The 20725-nt window shown below is 46.8% G+C and carries 14 protein-coding genes; 13 read left to right on the forward strand and 1 reads right to left on the reverse strand.

Translation table 11 applies throughout. The features are described 5' to 3' along the window. Positions 1-40 precede the first annotated feature (40 nt). Positions 41-247: a hypothetical protein gene (locus L1N85_RS21190; protein ID WP_235241041.1), complete on the reverse strand. Its 207-nt coding sequence runs from the start codon at positions 245-247 to the stop codon at positions 41-43. Between the two features lie 186 nt (positions 248-433). On the opposite strand from L1N85_RS21190, the gene L1N85_RS21195 reads away from it, so the two are divergent. The 13 genes from L1N85_RS21195 to L1N85_RS21255 all read left to right on the forward strand — a co-directional run bounded on the left by L1N85_RS21195 (position 434) and on the right by L1N85_RS21255 (position 20680). Further along, positions 434-3778 carry a GH36-type glycosyl hydrolase domain-containing protein gene (locus L1N85_RS21195; protein ID WP_235241042.1) on the forward strand — a complete coding sequence of 1115 codons (3345 nt, stop codon included), beginning with the start codon at positions 434-436 and terminating at the stop codon, positions 3776-3778. A 212-nt stretch (positions 3779-3990) separates the two neighbouring features. Then, the gene (locus L1N85_RS21200) at positions 3991-4926 is read left to right on the forward strand and encodes a glycoside hydrolase family 3 protein (RefSeq protein ID WP_235241043.1); all 936 of its coding nucleotides are present in this window, start codon (positions 3991-3993) and stop codon (positions 4924-4926) included. Beyond that, a complete protein-coding gene (locus L1N85_RS21205) occupies positions 4919-5743 on the forward strand; it encodes a glycoside hydrolase family 3 C-terminal domain-containing protein (RefSeq protein WP_235241044.1) in 825 nt (274 codons plus the stop codon). Before L1N85_RS21200 ends, L1N85_RS21205 begins: the two co-directional genes overlap by 8 nt. Before the next feature lie 21 nt (positions 5744-5764). Beyond that, positions 5765-6535 carry a sugar phosphate isomerase/epimerase family protein gene (locus tag L1N85_RS21210; RefSeq protein WP_235241045.1) on the forward strand — a complete coding sequence of 257 codons (771 nt, stop codon included), beginning with the start codon at positions 5765-5767 and terminating at the stop codon, positions 6533-6535. Between the two features lie 15 nt (positions 6536-6550). Beyond that, a complete protein-coding gene (locus L1N85_RS21215) occupies positions 6551-7675 on the forward strand; it encodes a Gfo/Idh/MocA family protein (protein ID WP_235241046.1) in 1125 nt (374 codons plus the stop codon). A gap of 385 nt (positions 7676-8060) precedes the next feature. Then, positions 8061-9446 carry an extracellular solute-binding protein gene (locus tag L1N85_RS21220; protein WP_235241047.1) on the forward strand — a complete coding sequence of 462 codons (1386 nt, stop codon included), beginning with the start codon at positions 8061-8063 and terminating at the stop codon, positions 9444-9446. A gap of 101 nt (positions 9447-9547) precedes the next feature. After that, complete coding sequence (locus tag L1N85_RS21225) at positions 9548-12604, forward strand: extracellular solute-binding protein (protein WP_235241049.1); 3057 nt, start codon at positions 9548-9550, stop codon at positions 12602-12604. Between the two features lie 2 nt (positions 12605-12606). Beyond that, positions 12607-13506, forward strand: a complete 900-nt coding sequence (locus L1N85_RS21230) for a carbohydrate ABC transporter permease (protein WP_235241063.1) — start codon at positions 12607-12609, stop codon at positions 13504-13506. An 18-nt stretch (positions 13507-13524) separates the two neighbouring features. Beyond that, positions 13525-14400, forward strand: coding sequence for a carbohydrate ABC transporter permease (locus tag L1N85_RS21235; RefSeq protein WP_235241051.1), 876 nt, complete (start codon positions 13525-13527; stop codon positions 14398-14400). A 54-nt stretch (positions 14401-14454) separates the two neighbouring features. Next, positions 14455-16518: a YIP1 family protein gene (locus L1N85_RS21240; RefSeq protein ID WP_235241052.1), complete on the forward strand. Its 2064-nt coding sequence runs from the start codon at positions 14455-14457 to the stop codon at positions 16516-16518. After that, the gene (locus L1N85_RS21245; protein WP_235241053.1) at positions 16505-18808 is read left to right on the forward strand and encodes a DUF5696 domain-containing protein; all 2304 of its coding nucleotides are present in this window, start codon (positions 16505-16507) and stop codon (positions 18806-18808) included. The genes L1N85_RS21240 and L1N85_RS21245 overlap by 14 nt, the downstream gene beginning before the upstream one ends. A 1-nt stretch (position 18809) precedes the next feature. Then, a complete protein-coding gene (locus L1N85_RS21250) occupies positions 18810-19691 on the forward strand; it encodes a carbohydrate ABC transporter permease (RefSeq protein ID WP_235241054.1) in 882 nt (293 codons plus the stop codon). Between the two features lie 5 nt (positions 19692-19696). Continuing rightward, positions 19697-20680, forward strand: a complete 984-nt coding sequence (locus L1N85_RS21255; RefSeq protein ID WP_235241055.1) for a carbohydrate ABC transporter permease — start codon at positions 19697-19699, stop codon at positions 20678-20680. The last annotated feature ends 45 nt before the right edge of the window (positions 20681-20725 follow it).

Genomic DNA, 20725 nt, shown 5'->3' on the forward strand with positions numbered 1-20725 from the left:
TGCGAATCGGTGAAATCACCGAAAAACAGCGCGAGCTGTTTCAAAAGCTGGGAGTCACCCCGCCGTCCTCGTTATGAGTTGGCGGGAATGCAGGTTGTAATAAAGATTTAGTTCGTTTGACGGGATAGGCCATCGCGCTGTTTCCGATCGTAGGCATGTTGACAGGATGTGTCGGCAGGAAGAGACCTCCGGCATCCACAACGCCGATCCGTTTAATTCCCCCTTTTTCATTAAATATTTTTCTCAAAATAAATTGAAACTGCTTTCATTATAAAGTATAATTGTCTTTGTAGAAACGTTTCGACAAAACTTTTGAATTATTTTTAATCATTCGTCAGAAAAATATTTATTATTTTTATAATTTTTTCGAAACGTTTCAATGAGCATAGGTGCAGCAACTCCGCCAACTTAGTGAAATCAAAAGGAGACTATAATGACAACGATGATCGATTCAAAATTTCAAATTAAAGCAGGGAACTTTCGGTTTGCATTTTTAAATAGCGGTGATCTTTATGAAGCAGCCTACAATATGATGATGATCAATCAATGGAATTCCAATCCTATTGATGGAGCGCTGAATAATCTTTACTTGCGGTTGCACCGGGCTGACGGAATACAAGTTGTGCCGCTGCTGGGGGTTCAGTCAGAGAGCGCATTGCAATATTCTGAATCCCATGTCACATGGAAAGGAACTGTGGATGAGGTTCACTATCAAGTTACCTTCAGCTTGACTGAACAAGGGGTCTGGTTTTGGGATATAACAGTCGATGGGCATGATGTGGAAGTGGACGTTATTTATGGACAAGATGTAGGCATCGCTAATAAAGGAGCTGTCCAATCTAATGAAGCATACTTATCCCAATATATTGACCATGCTGTATTTGAAGATCAAGACAAAGGATATGTTGTCTGTTCACGTCAGAATCAGCCGCAGCATAGCGGATTCTTTCCTTATTTACAACAAGGGGCTTTAACGAAAACGATTGGCTATTCCACGGATGGCTTCCAATTTTTCGGTTTATCTTATAAAGAAACAAACCAACCGGAAGTGTTATGGGCAGAGACGCTTCCTAATGAAGTATATCAGTACGAATTTGCATATACGGGGCTGCAGTCGGAACGTGTGAAGTTGACAGGATCTACACAATTTGTCTTTTATGGTTTATTTATAGAGAATCATCCGGCAGCCGTCTCTTCATTAGAGTTTGAAAAAGACGTTTTAAATGCATGGGATCAAGTGAAAGCTAGAAGTAAAAATATAGGTCAATCTTTAGACAAGGTGAGTATTTCCTCGATATACGGAGCGCCGCTGAGAACCGCTTCAATGACGAAAGAAGAAATTAACCAATACTTTCCTAATCGCTGCCAAGAAGAATGGGACGGAGAAACTCTGCTTTCATTTTTTACAGACAAGCACGAGCACGTCGTTTTAAAAGAAAAAGAGCAGCTTGTAGAACGGCCGCATGGTCATATTGTAATGACTGGGCAAAATGATAAAATGAACGAAAACATCCTTACATCGACATCTTATATGTGTGGAATTTTCAATTCTCAGCTTGTTGTCGGCAATACGACATTCAATAAAATGCTGACGAATGTCCGCAATGCTCTGAACATTATGAAAACATCAGGCCAGCGCATATATGTTGAAGTGGATGGCATTTATCATTTATTGACCATGCCGTCGATGTTTGAAATCGGATTTAACTATGCGCGTTGGTATTACAAAAACGCTGATGAGATGTATGTGATCACGAATTTCACGACAATCGACACGCCGGAAGTTCTGCTGCATGTGCGTTCCGTAAGCGGCAGAGCCTATCGTTATCAAGTGACTAACCAGGTATCCATGTCTAATAATGAATACGAAGAGCCGTTCCGTATGGAAAGAGAAGGTCAAACGATTTCGTTTTATGCAGATGCAGCAGCAATGAATGCGATGGCATACCCGGATCTATGCTATCGTCTCCGAGTAGAAGGCGCGGAAGTGACTTTAGAGGATGAACGGAAGCTTGCACCCGGCGCCGTACCTCGCTCTGCTTCACTTGTCGTGCTTGAATTAAGCCCGGCGAGTGAGTGGACAATGACCATTCAAGGTTTGCTCCGTGGTGGGGAGATGTCATTTGTGAAGCGGGACATGGCTTCAGAAATAGAACGCTATCGTGAGTTTTATCGGGAAGTGATGAATGGGTTCCACCTGTCGCAGCATGATGCGGCAACAGAGGAATTGGATAAGGTAAATGCCCTTGCCTGGTGGTATACGCACAACATGTTGGTCCATTATTCAGTGCCGCACGGACTTGAACAATATGGCGGAGCTGCATGGGGAACCCGGGATGTATGCCAGGGACCTGCGGAGTATTTCATGGCGACACATAAGTATGGCACGGTTAAAGAGATTATAAAAAAGGTTTATTCCCATCAATTTGAAGATGACGGCAATTGGCCGCAGTGGTTTATGTTTGACAACTATTATAAGGTTCAAGCCGGTGAAAGTCACGGGGATGTTATTGTTTGGCCGTTGAAAGTATTGGGTGATTATTTGGCCGCAACGAAAGATTACAGTGTCTTGCAAGAAAAAGTGCCGTATACAAACCGCAGCAGCAAGGAGTTTACAGAAGAAACGGCAACGATTTATGAACATGCGAAAAAAGAGATTGAATACATGAAACAGCATTTCTTGCATGATACACATTTGTCCTCATACGGTGACGGTGATTGGGACGATACGCTTCAACCCGCTAATTCGCAGTTGAAACAATACATGGTCAGCAGTTGGACCGTTGCATTAACCTATCAAGTAATTCGTCAAATGTCGCATGTTTTAGCAGAAGTGGAAGCAAGTGAAGCAGCCGGATTGCAAGCTTTAGCTTCCGGAATTGAAGCGGACTTTAATCGCTACATGCTGCAGACTGAAGTGATTCCCGGTTTTGTTTATATGGAACAGCCTGGAACAGCAGAATTGATGCTTCATCCGGAGGATACAAAAACAGGCATTCATTACCGCTTGCTCCCTATGACCCGCAGTATGATCAGCGAGCTGTTAACGCCTGAGCAGGCAGAATCACAGTATCAAATTATCAAAGAAAAGCTTTATTGCCCGGATGGCGTCCGGTTAATGGACCGGCCGGCAAAGTATGCCGGAGGCCCCAGCACTCACTTTAAACGTGCGGAACAAGGGGCGAATTTTGGCCGCGAAATTGGCCTTCAATATGTCCATGCCCATATTCGTTTCGTTGAGGCGATGGCAAAGCTCGGAAAAGTGGATGAAGTATGGAACGGCTTGGCAATCATTAATCCAATAAAGATCCGTGAAGTTGTACCGAATGCAGAACGCCGGCAAAGCAACGCCTACTTCAGCAGTTCGGACGGCAAGTTCAATACACGTTATGAAGCGCAGGAACAATTTATTAAATTACGCGAAGGAACAGTACCGGTCAAAGGCGGCTGGCGTATTTATTCAAGCGGTCCTGGCATTTATATGAACCAATTGATTTCCAATTGCTTGGGACTGCGTCAAGAAGCTGGAGGGCTGGTCATTGATCCCGTTTTACCTTATCGTTTTGATGGACTAAAGTTCGATTTTAAGTTTATGGGGCATTCTGTCACGTTCATTTATCATCTTGGTCAAGATTCAAAGCGTGTTGTAATAAACGGTCATGTTGCGGCGGCAGAACCATTGGCAAACCGTTATCGTCAGGGCGGTTTTTTCATAAGCAAGCAAGAGCTTGAGCAGAGACTGAAAAATGATTCGAATATCATTGAAATCTTTATGTAATGGAGTTGCAACAATAAAATATCCGAAAGAAAGGGTTTACAACAAAACGAAGTGGTGATATATTCTAGGAGAAACGTTTCGACTTAATGTAAGCGGTTGCCTTTTCAAAATTTCTTTTAAAGTATTTATAGTATTTATAGTATTAAATATTTTTTTGGAACAAAAGTGAAACGTTTCGACATTTTTCTGTAAAAGAAGGGTGAAGCCTCAAAATGACTCAATTGAAGCGAAGCAATTTTATAATAAATGATGAAACGGAACAAAAGATTGAGAAGCTGCTTGGCCAAATGACACTGGAAGAAAAAATCGGACAGATGACCCAGCGCGGGACATTAAAGGAATCGGATCTGGAATGGATCAGAGAAGGTAAGATCGGTTCGCTGCTTAACGTTAGAGAAGCGGACAAAGTGAACGAGCTTCAGCGGATTGCCGTTGAAGAGTCGCGACTGGGAATCCCTCTTATTATTGGCGATGATGTCATTCACGGGTATCGTTCGATATTTCCGATTCCGCTCGCGGAATCATGCAGCTGGAATCCGGAACTGCTAGAAGAAACCGCTGCGATTGCCGCCAGAGAAGCTTCTGCCCATGGTATACACTGGATATTTGCTCCTATGGTTGATATCGCCAGGGATGCGAGATGGGGACGGATTGCCGAAGGGGCGGGGGAAGATACTTATTTAGGTTCCGTTATTGCTGCGGCAAGAGTGAAGGGCTTTCAGCGTAATGACTGGGAAGATCGGCCGGGGATTGTTGCATGCCCCAAACATTTTACGGCTTACGGTGCTGCACAGGCCGGAAGAGATTATAATACGGTCGATGTTCCTGAAATGGTATTGCGGGAAACATACTTTCCGCCCTTTAAAGCGGCGCTTGATGCAGGAGCCGGTACATTGATGGCTGCTTTTAATGATTTAAACGGAGTTCCCTGCACCGGCAACGAATGGCTGCTCACCGATATTTTGCAAAAAGAATGGGGATTTAAAGGATTCGTCGTCAGCGACTGGGAATCGGTCGATGAAATGGTGCAGCATGGCTATGCCGCATCCCACACGGAAGCTGGGAGCATAGCTGTGAAAGCGGGTACTCATATGGATATGCACGCCAAAGTCTATCATGAAGAGAGCCCGCGGCTATGGCATGGATAGCGATTCAACGGAAGACTTTGCCGCAGCGGTGGAAGCTGCACGGAATGCCGAAGTGGCCGTTATCGTCGTCGGCGAGAGTGCGGGTATGAGCGGCGAGAATAATAGCCGGGTAAGCCTGGATTTACCGGGGGTGCAGCTTGAGCTGTTGAAAGCGATTCAGACAACGGGGACACCGGTCGTGTTATTGCTTGTCAGCGGAAGGCCTCTTTCCGTACCGTGGGCAGCAGAGCAAATACATGCCATCATGGAAGTTTGGCAGCTCGGCACTGAGGCCGGTCATGCAATAGCGGACGTATTGTTTGGCGATTACAATCCAAGCGGGAAGCTAACGGTCACATTCCCTCGTACGGTCGGCCAGGTTCCAATATTCTACACAGCCAAGAGAACAGGAAGACCTCACATGAAACGTTATGTGGATTGTGATGTGACACCGCTATATCCTTTCGGATACGGAATGAGCTACACCACTTTTGAATACAGTGAAATGCGTATAAGCAGTTCAAAGATGAGTGTGGAAGGCTGTGTCAGCATCAGCGTGCGAATTGCGAATGTCGGAAATCGTTCAGGAGAAGAAATTGTGCAGTTGTATATCGGAGATAAGGCAGCATCGATTACGCGGCCGGAAAAGGAGCTGAAAGCGTTTAATAAGCTGTTCCTTGAGCCCGGGGAAAGTAAAGAAGTATCGTTCACGATTTCTGCTGCGCAGCTCGGTTTCGTGAACAAACAGCTTCAATTCGCCGTTGAGCCGGGATTGTTTAACGTATGGATCGGTCCCAATTCCGCCGAAGGATTGGAAGCAAAGCTTGAGGTTTTGTGATTATAATTAAGGAGTGGTCAAATGAATGTTTCAATCGCGTCTTACTCTTTTCACGGCATGTTTAATCAGAAGGAAATTGATATTTTCAGTTATCTGGAGAGCTTGAAATATCGTTATCATGTGAGCGGTGCGGATATTTGGAACATTATGCTTGCTTCGTACGAGGATGATTATCTTCGCAAAATCAGGGAAAGCATGAACCGCAAAGATATCCATCTTGCGAATTTATGCGTAGACGGCGCACACGTGTGGGAAGAGGATCAGGAATTAAGGGACAAAAATTACAAGAATGCGCTGGATAATTTACGCGCTGCGGAAATATTGGGCGCGCAAACGGTTCGGATTGACATGGGCGGTCATCAATTGGAGATGTCCGGCGAGCAATTTGAGTATACCGTAAAAAGGTACAAAGAATATGCTCATCGGGCGAATGAGAGCGGTTACAAGGTAGGTCCGGAAAATCATTGGGGCACATCGCGCGTTCCGGAAAATATTAAAAAGCTTGTGGAAGCGGTAAACAGCCCGGCATTCGGAATTTTATTGCATCTGGAAAATTGGGATGTCGATAAAGAGAACGGCGACCGTCTCTGTGCCGAATATGCCTTCCATACTCATTTTGCCGCATGGGTGCTGCCGCGTTATGAGGAAAAAATCAAACATCTGATGGATGCGGGTTACACCGGGCATTACAGTGTGGAGCATCATTCCGGCAAAAACGAGTATGTGGAAGTGGAATGGCAGCTTGCCAATATCCGCCGAATTTTAACCCAAATGAATACCGAATCGAACTAACGGAGGGGATCGGTTATGCAAAAGATAAGAGTAGGAATTATCGGCGTCGGCTTGATCGGGAAGGAGCATCTGGAGAGATATGCGTCAATCGACGGGGCCCAAGTGGTGGCGGCAGCTGACATCAATGAGTCCGAGCTGAAAAATGTAGCCGAAAAATACAATATTCCGCATACGTATACCAACTTTGAGGAAATGCTGCAGCGAGATGACATTGATGCGGTAGATGTATGCTTGCATAACAACTTCCATGCTCCGGTAACGATCAAAGCGCTGCAGGCGGGGAAACATGTCTATTGCGAAAAGCCGATTGCCGGATCGTATGCGGATGGCAAATCGATGCTTGACGCAGCAAAGCAGTATGGAAAGAAACTGCACATCCAGTTAAGCTTTCTGTATGCAAAAGAAACAAAAGCGGCAAAAGTTTTAATAGATGAAGGCAAGCTGGGGAAGTTGTTCCATGCCCGATCAACCGGCTACAGACGCCGCGGCCGGCCTTATGTGGACGGTTACGGGACACCGTTTTTCACGAGAAAGGAAACGGCCGGTGGCGGCGCGCTGTTTGATATGGGTGTGTACAATATTTCCCAGATACTGTATTTGCTCGGAACTCCCGAGGTTAAAACCATTACGGGCAGCACATATCAGGAAATGGAAATCGATGAACGGAGGAATAACATTTCCGGTTTCGATGTGGAAGAGCTGGGTACTGGCTTTGTACGCTTCAAGGATGGCTTAACGCTGGATATCATCGAATCCTGGGCGATTCATATGAATAATTTTGAAGGCAGCAGCATTGTCGGTTCGCAAGGTGGAATCAGACTTCCGGGATACGCCAACGGCGAGCGGACGCCGCTGAGCTATCATACGAATATGTGTGATATGGAAATGGACAGCACATTCAACTTGGGTGCAATGGATTACCGTTGGCATAACTTGCGCGATAATATGGATGCTTATGACTCGTCACAGCAACATTGGATCGCCGCTCTTCAAGGCAGGGTCGAGCTTCTGCCGACGGCGGATATCGCTCTGCAAACCATGCTGATAAGCGAAGGGATTTATATTTCGGGACGTCTCGGCAGGGAAGTGACAGCAGACGAGGTAGTTTCGATGTCCGAATCGCTTGCCTTGCAGCTGTAATGATGATGAATACAGATAAAAAAAGCTATTGATTTCAAAGTTGCCGTGTGGTAAATTCTTAATATAAAGTGAAACGTTTCGAAAAAGCGCTTTGACATATGTAAGGGTTTACATAAGCCTTATACGATCACTATTAATTAAAAATGGTAAATCACCTAAGCGTTTTGAATAAAAAGAATGATCCATCTAATCCAAAATTCGAAACGTTTCAATTATTGTTATACATTTCTCGAAACTGTGGGGAGGTGATGTTTCAAAGGAATGAAACGCATTTAACAGAATAGGCGGGTTGCTGTAAAAAGAAGAATAAGGAAAAGAGAGAGAGAAAATTCATGCTTTTTGTTAAACAGAGACATTCTTAATAAAAAAGGAGTTCGATGCGAGAATGAAAAAGACGTTCACGTTGTTACTGGTAATTGTTATGAGCATGACTCTTGTGCTTGCTGGCTGCGGCAAAGCTAACAATGCCGAAAATAATCAAAATCAACCGCCTGCTGCAGCGCCGGACAATAAAGCTGCGGATGAAAACGCCAAAACGGAAACGCCAGAAGAAGTGGTTACGCTCAAATGGGGTACTTGGATGGGGGATGAGGATGTACAGCGCATCAAAGAAGCGTTTGAAGCGACGCATCCGAACATCAAGATCGAGAAGGATCCGGCTGTAACTTGGCCGTGGAATGAGAAACTGGCTGCCGTAGCGGCTGCCGGCGAGCTTCCCGACGTAACATGGACGTTCGGCGTTCCGGTTGCGGCTGCCAACGGTTGGCTTGAAGATCTGACGCCGTATCTGGAAAAAGATCTGGAGTTCCAGGATGGAAAAACGTTCAAAAATCTGAATGACACTGCGAATTATAGCGGTAAACAATACGCGCTACCGCATTCTCTCCTTATGTTCGGTGTTTTCTTGAACTTGGATCTGTTCGAGAAAGAGAACATTCCGGTTCCATCGGCAAACTGGACTGTCGAAGAAATGCGCGATGCAGCTATCGCATTAACGAAGTACAACGATCGTCAATTCGGCATGGTTAATCTCAATGGGATGCGTCAAACCATTCCCTCCGCATTCGATCCGAATCTAGGATGGAATACATGGGATGGCGAGAAGTATAATTTCACTAGTCCTGCCTTTAAAGAAGCCGTTTCTTATATCGATGAACTGCTCTACTCCGATAAGGTTTCCTTGGACATCTATAAAGAGGAAGAAAAAGAGCAATGGTACGGAAAAGATAAATGGCCTTGGATGCTTGGAAAAATCGGTATGGCATATGATGGATCATGGTTAATTAGCGGGAATATTCAAAATGCCAATTTCAAATGGGATATCAGACCGCTTCCAAGCTCAAAAGGACAGAGACTGCCGCTCATCACAGACTATGTCGGGATTTCGAAGAGCTCCAAACATAAAGAGGCGGCTTTCGAATTTGTGAAATGGCTTACCTACTCGAAAGAAGGCTGGATGGAAAGAATGAAGCCGGAATGGCCGCTTGGCGCCACCCTTCCGCTCATCAATGATGAAGAGGTATGGAACGCTTACCTGGGCAGAGCGGACATGCCTGCAGGCATGAAAGATCTGATCGCCATGATACCTGACGGTCTTGTCGATCCGATCAAGTATCTGCCTGGTTACATGGATGCGATCGGTATTTATGACGAAACCTTCAAACAAATCAACGAGCGCCAAGTAAAACTGGAAGACGTTGCAGCGGATATGGAGAAGAGAATGAACGATACGTATAAAGCTGCGGTGGACCAACTGAGTAAAGTGGAGTAACAAAACCTATTGGCAGAACGTTGTTCTCTCCCCTTTTTCAGGGGAGAGAACAACTATTTTACCCGGTTTTGGACTATTCACCTCAAAGAGGAGTAAAAAATATGAAGCGAAAAACGCCGGCATTCATACTAATCATTTGTATGCTGTTGACCTGTTTCACAACCTATCAACCGCAAATTCTCCAGGCCAATGCAAGCAGCGATACAAAAAGCATGCTGGACGATTTGTTTAACAAAAACAGCGGTAAATCCGATCAGGAAGCGGAGCAAAACGGACAGGCGACGGATGCGGACAAAAAAGAAGACGCCATGAGCCAAAAGGTGACGGAGGATTACTATACGCAAGTGATCCGGAAGTGGGAAGAAGCAGGTTATTCCGATGCGCAATCGTTTCAAACGGTCATTCATCCTAATCAGTTGTATGCAGGAAGCAGCAAAGCACCATTAACGCCGATCTCGGAATCGCATGGATATAACGAAGAGGTTGTACGGTCGAATGAACTGACTCCGGAAATCAATTTCACGGTAAACGTTCCAAATGACGGACTTTACCAAATTCAAATAGATTATTTTGCACTCCCCGGCAAAATCACGCCGGTGGAAAGAGGCATTCAAATCAACGGTGAATATCCGTATTTCGAGGCGCGAAGAATGGTGCTGCCACGGCTGTGGGCCAATGAATCGGATCAATTTCAGACGGATGAGCTTGGAAATGAAGTGTTTTCGAAACAGGTCGAAGTATCCGATTGGCAGAGCGCGCACCTGACCGATGCGAGCTATTTGTATGATGAGCCTTTGAAATTTTATTTGAAGAAAGGCAGCAACAGCATCAAATTGCTTCATATCCGCGAGGAGATGCTCATCGGACGGATTAGCGTCGCTTCTCCGGAAGTGTATGCTTCCTATGAAGCGTATTTGCAGAGCCATCCTGCGGCATCGGCTGACATGAAAGTCCTTGAAACCTATGAAGCGGAGAAACCCTTTGTGAAATCCGATTCTTACATCCAGGCGATGGCCAGCGCCGACGTCAATGTCACGCCGAACCGGAAATCCCTCATATCGTTGAATACGATGGGGGGAGAAAGCTGGGATCAGGGCGGACAAAGCGTGACCTGGAAAATCAAGGTGAAGCAATCCGGTTATTATAATCTGGCGTTTAAATATACACAATATGTAAAAATCAACATGCCTGTATTTCGTAGAATTCTGATTGACGGCGAGGTTCCGTTTCAGGAAGCCGCCGCCTATTCGTTCCCCTATGCTTCCGATTGGGAGAATGAGATTCTCTCAAATAGCGAGGGGGAACCGTTCCAATTTTATTTGACGGAGGGCGAACACGAGCTGACGATGATCGCCAATCCGTCTCCTTATCAACCGGTGATTCAAACCGTAAGAGAGGTCATGGAAGAGCTTAACGCGCTCAGCCTGGAAATCAAAATGGCTACCGGAAATACGCTCGATGTATACCGGGACTGGGACATTACCGAACAAATGCCGAATATTACCGAAGAGCTGAATGGGATTGCAGCTAAAATGCGCGCTGAGTACCATTATTTGCGCGAGTTGAGCGGTCGCAATCCCGACGAGGCGAGAAATCTGTTAATCGGGGCCGAGCAGCTCGAAAGACTTGCCCGCGAGCCGTCCTCCATTCCCGTTCGATTCGATGAAATCTCGCAAGGATCGGGTTCGGTGACCCAGAGGCTTGGGGATATGATGCTTACGCTGCCGAAACAGCCGATTCAAATCGATAAATTTTATGTGTATGCGGATGAGAAGCTGCCAAAGGCCAAAGCCGGCTGGTGGAAAAAAATGTCGTCCGTAGCCCAAAACTTCTATACTTCGTTTACGAAGGATTATACGCAGATCAGCCCGGCCGATGAAGAGTCGCTGCAAATTTGGGTGAACCGTCCGAGGCAGTATGTCATGCTGATGCAGCAGATGGCCAACCAGCAGTTTACGGCCAAAACCGGCATCAAGGTATCCTTCTCCCTCATGCCGAATGAACAAAAGCTCATTTTGGCCAGCGCATCCGGCAACTCGCCGGATGCGGCGCTGGGCGTGAACGAAAAAACCCCTTATGAATTTGCGCTAAGGGGCGCTCTGACCGATTTAAGCCAGTATGAGGATTACAAGCAGGTTGTCGGACGGTTTTCGCCGGGAGCGATGCTGCCTTTTATGTTCGACGGAGGCGTGTATGCGCTGCCGGAGACGCAAAATTTCTGGGTGCTCTATTACCGGAAAGACATTTTGGATGCTTTGCAATTGGAAGTGCCGCAAACATGGGAAGATGTGCTGCAGACGCTCCCAAGTCTGCAGCGGTACGGCATGAATTTTTATGTGCCGCTCGCGGAATCCGGCGCGATGAAATCCTTTAATTTGACGACACCTTTCTTGTATCAGCAGGGCGGGGAATTGTTCTCCGCGGATGGCACGAAATCGGCGGTGGACAGCGATGAAGCGCTTGAAGGCTTCAAATGGATGACGAAAATTTTTACCGTTTATAATATGCCGCTTCAAATCCCGAATTTCTACAATCATTTCAGGGACGGTAATTTGCCGATCGGCATCTCCAATTACAATACGTATGTGGAATTAACGACAGCCGCGCCGGAACTTAGCGGTTCGTGGAAAATGGCTCCTTATCCGGGAATTGAGAATGATAAAGGCGAAATTTCCCGCTGGGCGCCGGGAACCGGACAAGGGGTCGTCGTGTTCAAAGACAGCGACAAACAGCAGCAGGCGTGGGAGTTTGTCAAATGGTGGACATCGGCGGAAGTCCAGGCCGAATTCGGCAATCTGATCGAGACGATTTACGGACCGACTTACCGCTGGAACAGCGCTAACCTGGAAGCGTTCGGCCAGCTCCCGTGGCCGGAGGAAGATCTGGCGGTCATTCAGGAGCAATGGAAATGGTTGAAGGACGTTCCTCATATACCGGGTGACTATATGCTGGACAGAGAGCTCAGCAATGCTTGGAACAAGGTCGTATTCGACGGGAAAAACCCTCGAAAAACGATCGAGGATGCCGTGGTGCTTGCAAACCGTGAAATCATGAAGAAGCTGGAAGAGTTCGGCTATGTGAAAGACGGCATAGTCATCAAGAAACTTAAAGTGCCCACCATTGAGGAAATTACCGGGGCAAGAGGTGATACAGAGTGAAAATGGCAATGAAGAAAAGCGTGCGCAGAGAACTTGAGGCTCTATTTTTTGTATGGCCGTTCGTTCTGACCTTTACATGTTTCATCGTGATACCGGTTATCGTGGCGATCTATCTGTCGTTTACGTATTTCAACACCATTCAACCGCCTGAATTTATCGGCTTGAAAAACTATGTGAATCTGTTGACCCAGGACAATGTTTTCATGATGTACGTGCTTCCCAATACGTTTAAGTTTTCTTTGATCGTCGGGCCGGGAGGATATCTATTATCGTTCTGGCTGGCTTGGCTGCTGGCTCAAATTCCGAAACGTTCAAGATCGGTGCTGACGCTTATTATTTATTCTCCATCCATGACCGCTGCGGTGGCGATGAGCGTCGTTTGGCTTGTTGTGTTCAGCGGAGATAGTTCCGGTTATCTGAACAGCATTCTGATCGGGATCGGCATCATTAATGAGCCGATTCAGTGGATGCAATCACCGCATTATTTGATGTATATCATGATCGCCGTCACGTTATGGAACAGCATGGGGGTTGGATTCCTTGCGATGCTTGCCGGCATGTTGAACATTAATCAGGAGATGTACGAAGCCGGCTATATCGACGGCATCAAAAACAGGCTGCAGGAGGTATGGTATATTACCATTCCTTCCATGAAGCCGCAAATGTTGTTCGGTGCGGTCATGGCCGTTGTTGGAACGTTTCAGGCGGGCGACATCGGCGTCACGCTTTCCGGAGCCAATCCGACGCCGCAATATGCCGGACAGGTCATCGTCAACCATATCGCCGACTACGGTTTCATTCGCTATGACATGGGATACGCGTCAGCGGTTTCCGTCGTACTGCTCGTGATCGTATACGGCCTTTCCAAAGTATGCTGGCGGTTGTTCGCGGAAAAAGATTAGGGAAGGAGAGTTAAATCAATGAGTTCCTTTCATGGAAATAAAGTCAACCCGACAAGAATGCATAAAAGCCAATTCAAATTTTACCTGTTCTTGATTTCCTTATCCGCTTTTATGATTCTGCCGATCATTTTTATGTTCTCGCAGTCGTTAAAGCCGATCGGTGAGCTGTTTCTGTATCCGCCGCGGTTTTTTGTAGAAAATCCGACGTTCAAAAACTTTTACGATTTGTTTAATGTCACGAGTGTAACGGTCATCCCGATGACCCGGTTTCTGTTTAACAGCATCGTGGTGACGGGCAGCGTCGTCTTTCTTAGTATAACGATCAGCGCCATGGCCGGCTTTGCGCTTTCCAAGCTGGAATTCAAATGGAAGAAGGTTTTGTTCGAAGCCAATATCATTGCGTTGATGTTCGTTTCCGCGGCCGTCACGATCCCTCGCTATTTTGTTGTAGATACGCTTGGGCTGACGGATAACCTTCTCGGCCATATTATTCCGGTTTTGGCAATGCCGGTAGGATTATTTTTGATTAAACAGTTCGTGGATCAAATTCCGAATGAAATTATTCAGTCCGCGTCGATCGACGGGGCCACTAACTTCACGATCTTCCGAAAGATCGTTGTCCCTGTTATAATGCCCGCGATGGCGACGGTTTCCATATTGGCTTTTCAAATGGCCTGGAACAACACGGAAACGTCGGAAATTTACATGAATAAGGAAACGCTCAGAACATTCGCCTTCTATATGACAACGCTCACGGGCAATTTAGAAAATAAAGTTGCCGGTCAAGGTATAGCGGCGGCTGCCGCATTGATCATGTTCGTGCCCAATCTGATTATTTTTATTTTCATGCAGAGCAGAGTGATTGATACCATGGCGCATTCGGGGATCAAATAAGCACATGCTTACGAAGCAGGTTTGCTGCGCAAACCTTTTACGAGGAGGATACGCATGGTAAAATTCAAATTTATTCTGTTTATTGCGATTATCATGCTGCTGCTGCCGTCGACGGCTTTCGCCAACGCTCCTTATATCACGTTTACGATCAATCATGACGGCGAGCCGATATTAACGCAAAGCGCTTATTTGCCGACAGGAGTCGTCGATGGATTTAATATTACCGAGAAGGATACGGGCACCGGAGAAGAGAAAAGCGTTCCGCTGTCCCGTCCGGAGGATCTGTTCATAGACAGCAAGGATCGCGTGTATGTGGCGGATACCGGGAATGCGAGAATTGTTGTGTTTGACCAGTGGGGAAATTATTTGCAGACCATCGGGCAGGATACGCTTTCGAAGCCGACAGGGGTGTTCGTCGATGAGGAAGGCGCCGTTTATGTCGCAGACTACGGCCACGAAAAAGTGTTTATCTTTAATCAGGACGGAAAGGTAAGGAAGGAGTTCGGCAAACCGGACTCGCATTTATTCGGCAAAAACAACCCGTTTAAACCTACAAAGGTGATCGCGGATAAGCGGAAAAACCTGTTCGTTGTCGGTGAAGGAACGATTCACGGCTTGATCCAAATCAGCCAAGAAGGCGAGTTCCTCGGCTATTTCGGGGGAAATAAAACCGGGTTCAATCTGACAAAGGTGCTGCAGCGTACCTTTTACACGCAAGCCCAACGGGACCAATTGATGAAGCAGCTTCCGCCTTCGGCGACGAATGTGGCGGTGGACAGCGAAGGACTTGTGTACACAAGCACCGTCGGCACGCGAGACGACAGCATCAAAAAGCTGAACGTGGCAGGTAAAAACCTTTTGCCGGATCTATGGTCATACCCGGATATTGCCGACATTACCGTGGATGCGCTTGGCAACATTTATGCGGTCGATTCTTTCAGGGGACGGGTTATCGAATATGACCGGGACGGCAATATCCTGTTTATATTCGGAGGAACGGACGAAGGAAGCCAGCGGCTCGGACTGTTTAAGTCGCCAAGCGGCATTGCGGTCAGTTCGGACGGGCGATTGTTCATCGTGGATAAACAAAGAAACAATATTCAAATCTTACAGGCGACCGAATTCACAACGATTGTTCATGAAGCGCTCTTTCATTTCGCGGACGGCAAATATGCTCAGAGTGAAGGACCGTGGATCGATGTGCTTCGTTTGAACAGCATGTTTGACCTGGCTCATACGGGACTTGGCATGTCGGCTATGAAGCAGGGCGAATACGAAACGGCGCTGGAGGAATTTCGGGTAGCAGGCAATAAAGAGGAGTATTCAAACGCTTATTGGGAAATACGCCGGATGTGGCTCATGGCGCATACATCGAAATACATGATCGGCATCGTGCTGCTCATTGCGGCCGTTATCGTGATGAAAAAGCTGTACCGTAAATACGGATTTGCGCGGGAAGCCGTTGACGGCTGGCAACGGTTCAAACAGCGCAAGCTCGCAGCGCAGCTTCTGCATCCGTTTCGATTAATGCGGCACCCGGTTGACGGCTACTATGAATTGGAAGCAGAAGGAAAATCATCCGTTCTATCGGCAACGATCCTGCTGATTATGCTGTTTGTCGTCCGCGTGTTTGTCATTTATGAGACCAACTTCCTGTTTGCGGATTGGGATGTCATCAAGGTCAATCTGTTCACCGAATTTCTGAAGGTGTATATTCCGTTCTTTGCTTGGGTCATTTCGAACTATTTGGTCAGCTCCATAAACGATGGGGAAGGTAAATTCAAGGATATTTATAAAGGATCGGTATACGCCTTAAGTCCGTACATTCTATTTGCCGGACCGGTGGCCATTATGTCGCAAGGGTTAACGAGACTCGAGGTCGTTCTTTACGATTTCGCGTCCGCCAGTATCGTGCTGTATTCCGTCTTTCTCCTCTTTATGATGGTGAAGGAAATTCACGGCTATGAGCTTGGACAAACCGTGAAAAATATTTTCCTGACGTTGATCGGAATGCTGATCATGGCGCTGCTGGCCTTCATTCTGTTTGGACTTTCCAATCAGGTGACAGACTTTATTTATTCTATCTTCCAAGAGGTGAAGTATCGTGTCGAAAATTAAAAAAGCGGTCGGTTACGGCTGTATGGCAGCTCTTCTCTTTTTCGGCATCGTGCCATGGGTAATCGGGGAACAAAAACCTGCTGATGGGTCCGAACGCTTTCATGAAAACAAAGAAGATCGTGCGATTTCATATAAAATCAACAGCTACACGTCACCGGAAACCAAACATGCGCAGATCGCAGCCAGAAAAGTGCCGGACGGCTACAAGCTTGCAGCGCAAAGCGAACGGCTGGAATTGTACATGGACAATGCTATGAAGAGCATCATGATCAAGAACAGACAAAGCGGGTACGTATGGAGCTCCATCCCGGAGGAAGAGGGTCTGCAGCAGGAGAGGCTCAATGAGGAGTGGCATGCAGCACTCCGTTCGCCTTTTCTAGTCGAGTATTTCGATGAACAATCGATGCTGCAAAGAGGCAGCTATCTCTCTCTTGAAAGCACAACGGAGCGAGTGGAGCAGGTACCGGGAGGAATCAAGGCAACCTATGCGCTCCAAAAACTGGATGTGACGTTTACCATGGAAGTAAAGCTGGAGGACGACGCGCTTGTTGTCCGGCTTGACGATAAGGACATGGCGGAGAACGGGAAAGCCAAGCTTTCGTCCATTCAGCCCCTTCCGTTTTTGGGAGCCGTGTTGAAAGACGAAATACCGGGTTATATGCTTATTCCGGACGGCAGCGGGGCGTTGATCCGATTTCAGGAAACGCATCCCCGTTACGATCAGGCCTATGACGGGAAAGTCTACGGCATGGATCATGCGGCCGAATATTCGGATCTCCGGTCGATCAATGAACAGCCGATCTTAATGCCGGTTTTCGGCATGGTGCACGGGACGGGCCAAAACGGTTTTCTCGGCATCATTGAGGACGGAAAGCATACATCCCGCATCATCGCTTATCCGAGCGGCGTCAATACGAATTATTATTGGACGTCGCCCAAATTTGTACTGCGTTATGCGTATTACCAGCCGACGAGTAAAAATATGGGCGGTTTCAATACGTTTCAGGCGGAACGCAATCACGAGGACCGTCAAGTGCGCTACATCTTCCATGACGGCCGCGACGCCGATTACGTAGGAATGGCCAAAACGTACAGAAATTATTTGAAGGATCTGGATATTCTGAAGCCAAAGAGCGTATCGCAAGAGAACATTCCGCTTCATATGGAATTGCTGGGCCTTGAAAAGGAGCCCGGGATTATCGGCAATACCATGGTCAACATGACAAGCTTCGAAGAAGCGGAGGCCATGGTGAACGAATTGATGAATCAGGGGGTTCATAACCTCTCCGTTGTATTCAGAGGCTGGGATGAAGGCGGTCTGAACGGCAACAATCCCGATAAGTTTCCGGTCGCGAAGGAGCTGGGCGGAGAGAAAAGGCTGCTCGAGCTGAAAAAGAGCCTGGAGGAAAAAGGCGTTCCGCTATTTCTATTTGCCGATTATACGAGCGCTTACGGAAAGAATGATGATTTTAGTCCCAAAGCGGACGGCATACGCACCATCAGCAATAATGTGCTGAGTGATACGTATTACTTGTGGTTCGATGAGGAGAGCAGCAGCGATTTGACCGTTTATTTTATAAATCCGAAGCTTGCCGCCGAAATGGCGAAGAGCGATGCGGAGCGATTTGACCAAATGGGCATCGATGCCCTGGCGCTCGGCAAGACGGGCTCGTTGTTGTTATCCGATCATCATCCGCAAAACAAAATGTCCAGAATGCAGGCGGCGGGCGAATACGAGAAGCTGGCCGGCTCATTGCTCGGGAAAATGGATCATGTAGGTGTTTATAAGCCGAATGACTATTTATGGAAATATTCATCGCAAATGTTTGAAATGCCGCTTTACTCGTCGCAGTATATGTTTTCGACCGATACGGTGCCTTTTCTGCAAATTGCCCTGCACGGTTATGTCGATTATTTCGCGCCATCCGCCAACTTCAATGCGAATCCGCAGCAATATTTGCTGCGAATGGTGGAGTACGGGGCTTATCCGTCCTATAAATTAACGAACGAGCCGTCTTGGAAGCTGAAAAACACCCTGTCCAACGATATGTTTACGTCGTATTTCAAGGATTGGAAGGGCGAGATCGCATCGACTTACGAGAAGATGAATGCGGTTCTGAAGCACGTGCAGGATGCTACCATTGAACAACGAAATGTGCTGGACTACGGCGTTGTCGAAGTCGTCTACTCCAATGGGAAAAAAATAATCGTGAATTACAGAGCGAAAGACATTTCGTATGAAAACCAAACGGTTCCGAAGATGGATTTCATTCTGGCGGGAGGTGAATGAGTTGCTGCTGAAACGGATCAGAAGAAGAAGAGAATCGTTCACGGGTTATCTGTTCGTTTTCCCATGGATCATCGGGTTTCTGCTCTTTATGGCCTACCCGATCTATTTTTCCCTGAACATGAGTTTTCACAAAGTGTTGATCACTTCCGAAGGTATCCAGAAGGACTTTCTTGGTTGGGACAACTTTAAATACGCGTTTTTATCCGATCCGAAGTATGTGGAAGAACTGCTCGTTTTCATTAAATCGGTCGTATTCATGATCCCGATCGTCGTCGTTTTTGCGATGCTGGTGGCGCTGCTCATTAATCAGCCGATCCGATTTAAGGGTCTGTTCAGAGCCATCTTCTTTCTGCCGGTTGTCATCACGAGCGGCGAAGTCGTCAAGGAATTGTTCGCGCAAGGGGCCACTACCATTTCGATCGTGGAACGTTACGGGATTATCCAATTTATAGAAGCCAATTTGAGTCCGTCCTGGTCGGAGCCGATCATCGCGATCATTCAACAATTGATCGTTATCCTATGGTATTCGGGTGTACAAATCCTGATCTTCCTGGCCGGCCTTCAGAAGGTGAACAGCCAAATCTATGAAGCGGCCTCTATCGACGGGGCTTCTCCGTGGGAAATTTTTTGGAAAATCACCCTTCCCAGCATCAAACCGTTCATTCTGGTCAATATCATCTATACAACGGTCGACCTGTTTACCAATTCATTGAACGATGTGATCATCCTCATTAAAGAGCATATGTTCAAAATCAATACCGGCTTCGGGTATGCGACAGCTCAGGCATGGATTTACTTTATGATTATCTTTGTCATTCTGCTCTTCGTCGTCGTTATCTTCGGCAGAAACGAAGACTACAACCCCAGAAAGGCAGGAAGGTGAGCGGCATGAAGAAGGGAAACATTTCAATGTGGAAAGCGGTCAAGACCATAGACAAAATTAAGATTGAGAACATTTGGTATAAGCTGAAAAAGTTTTTTCTCGGAAAACAGGGAAATGACGGCATGATCTTCAAGACCGTCATCTACGCGCTGCTGATCAGTATCGGTTTCGTCTATTTGTATCCGATTTTTTATATGGTCTCGCATAGCTTCAAAAGTTTGAAGGATCTGCTCGATCCGACCGTCTTATGGCTGCCCAAAACGCTGCATCTGGATAATTATATCCGGGCATGGAACGTGTTGGATTTCCCGAAAGCGTTCGGGGCATCGCTGTTGAATTCGGTATTACCGGCCCTATCTCAAACCGTTTCCTGCGCACTCGTCGGTTACGGCTTTGCCCGATTTAATTTTCCGGGAAAAAGCATCATGCTGGCTTTCATATTGCTGACCTTCATTATTCCTGTACAGGTCGTGATGATTCCGCTCTTTTTGTTGTTTAAGCAGTATGGATTGCTGGGATCGCCGCTTCCGTTTATCGTCCCGGCCTTATTTGCCGGCGGTATCAAGAGCGCGCTGTTTATTCTCATCTACCTGCAGTTTTTCAAGACGGTGCCGAAGGCGCTCGAGGAATCGGCCCAAATCGATGGAGCCGGACCATTCAAAACCTTTTTCCGCATTATTATACCGATTTCGGTGCCGGCCATCGTCGTCGTATTTCTGTTCTCGCTTGTATGGCATTGGAATGAGACGTATATGGCTTCGCTGTATTTGGGAGAAAGCATGCGGACGCTGCCGCTGATGCTGCAAACCTTTGATTTGGCTTATTCCCAAGAGTACGCGAGCAGCGGTGCAACGGAAATGGTTAATATTAATGAATCGATCAAGCTTGCAGGAACGATGCTTATCATTCTTCCGTTATTAATCCTGTATCTGTTCGCGCAGAGATGGTTCGTCGAGGTCGTTGATAAAACGGGCTTAACCGGGGAGTAAAGGTTATCGTCGGAATAAGTATATTAAATATATATTTGAAGGAGT

The organism is Paenibacillus alkaliterrae (genome assembly GCF_021532375.1).
Lineage (GTDB): Bacteria > Bacillota > Bacilli > Paenibacillales > Paenibacillaceae > Pristimantibacillus > Pristimantibacillus alkaliterrae.

Bases quoted from the DNA above. Each gene is read 5' to 3' on its own strand.
- L1N85_RS21255 (WP_235241055.1), top strand. From the start codon at position 19,697: ATGAAGAAGGGAAACATTTCAATGTGGAAAGCGGTCAAGACCATAGAC.
- L1N85_RS21205 (WP_235241044.1), top strand. From the start codon at position 4,919: ATGGATAGCGATTCAACGGAAGACTTTGCCGCAGCGGTGGAAGCTGCA.
- L1N85_RS21230 (WP_235241063.1), top strand. From the start codon at position 12,607: ATGGCAATGAAGAAAAGCGTGCGCAGAGAACTTGAGGCTCTATTTTTT.
- L1N85_RS21195 (WP_235241042.1), top strand. From the start codon at position 434: ATGACAACGATGATCGATTCAAAATTTCAAATTAAAGCAGGGAACTTT.
- L1N85_RS21240 (WP_235241052.1), top strand. From the start codon at position 14,455: ATGGTAAAATTCAAATTTATTCTGTTTATTGCGATTATCATGCTGCTG.
- L1N85_RS21200 (WP_235241043.1), top strand. From the start codon at position 3,991: ATGACTCAATTGAAGCGAAGCAATTTTATAATAAATGATGAAACGGAA.
- L1N85_RS21220 (WP_235241047.1), top strand. From the start codon at position 8,061: ATGAAAAAGACGTTCACGTTGTTACTGGTAATTGTTATGAGCATGACT.
- L1N85_RS21225 (WP_235241049.1), top strand. From the start codon at position 9,548: ATGAAGCGAAAAACGCCGGCATTCATACTAATCATTTGTATGCTGTTG.
- L1N85_RS21210 (WP_235241045.1), top strand. From the start codon at position 5,765: ATGAATGTTTCAATCGCGTCTTACTCTTTTCACGGCATGTTTAATCAG.
- L1N85_RS21215 (WP_235241046.1), top strand. From the start codon at position 6,551: ATGCAAAAGATAAGAGTAGGAATTATCGGCGTCGGCTTGATCGGGAAG.
- L1N85_RS21235 (WP_235241051.1), top strand. From the start codon at position 13,525: ATGAGTTCCTTTCATGGAAATAAAGTCAACCCGACAAGAATGCATAAA.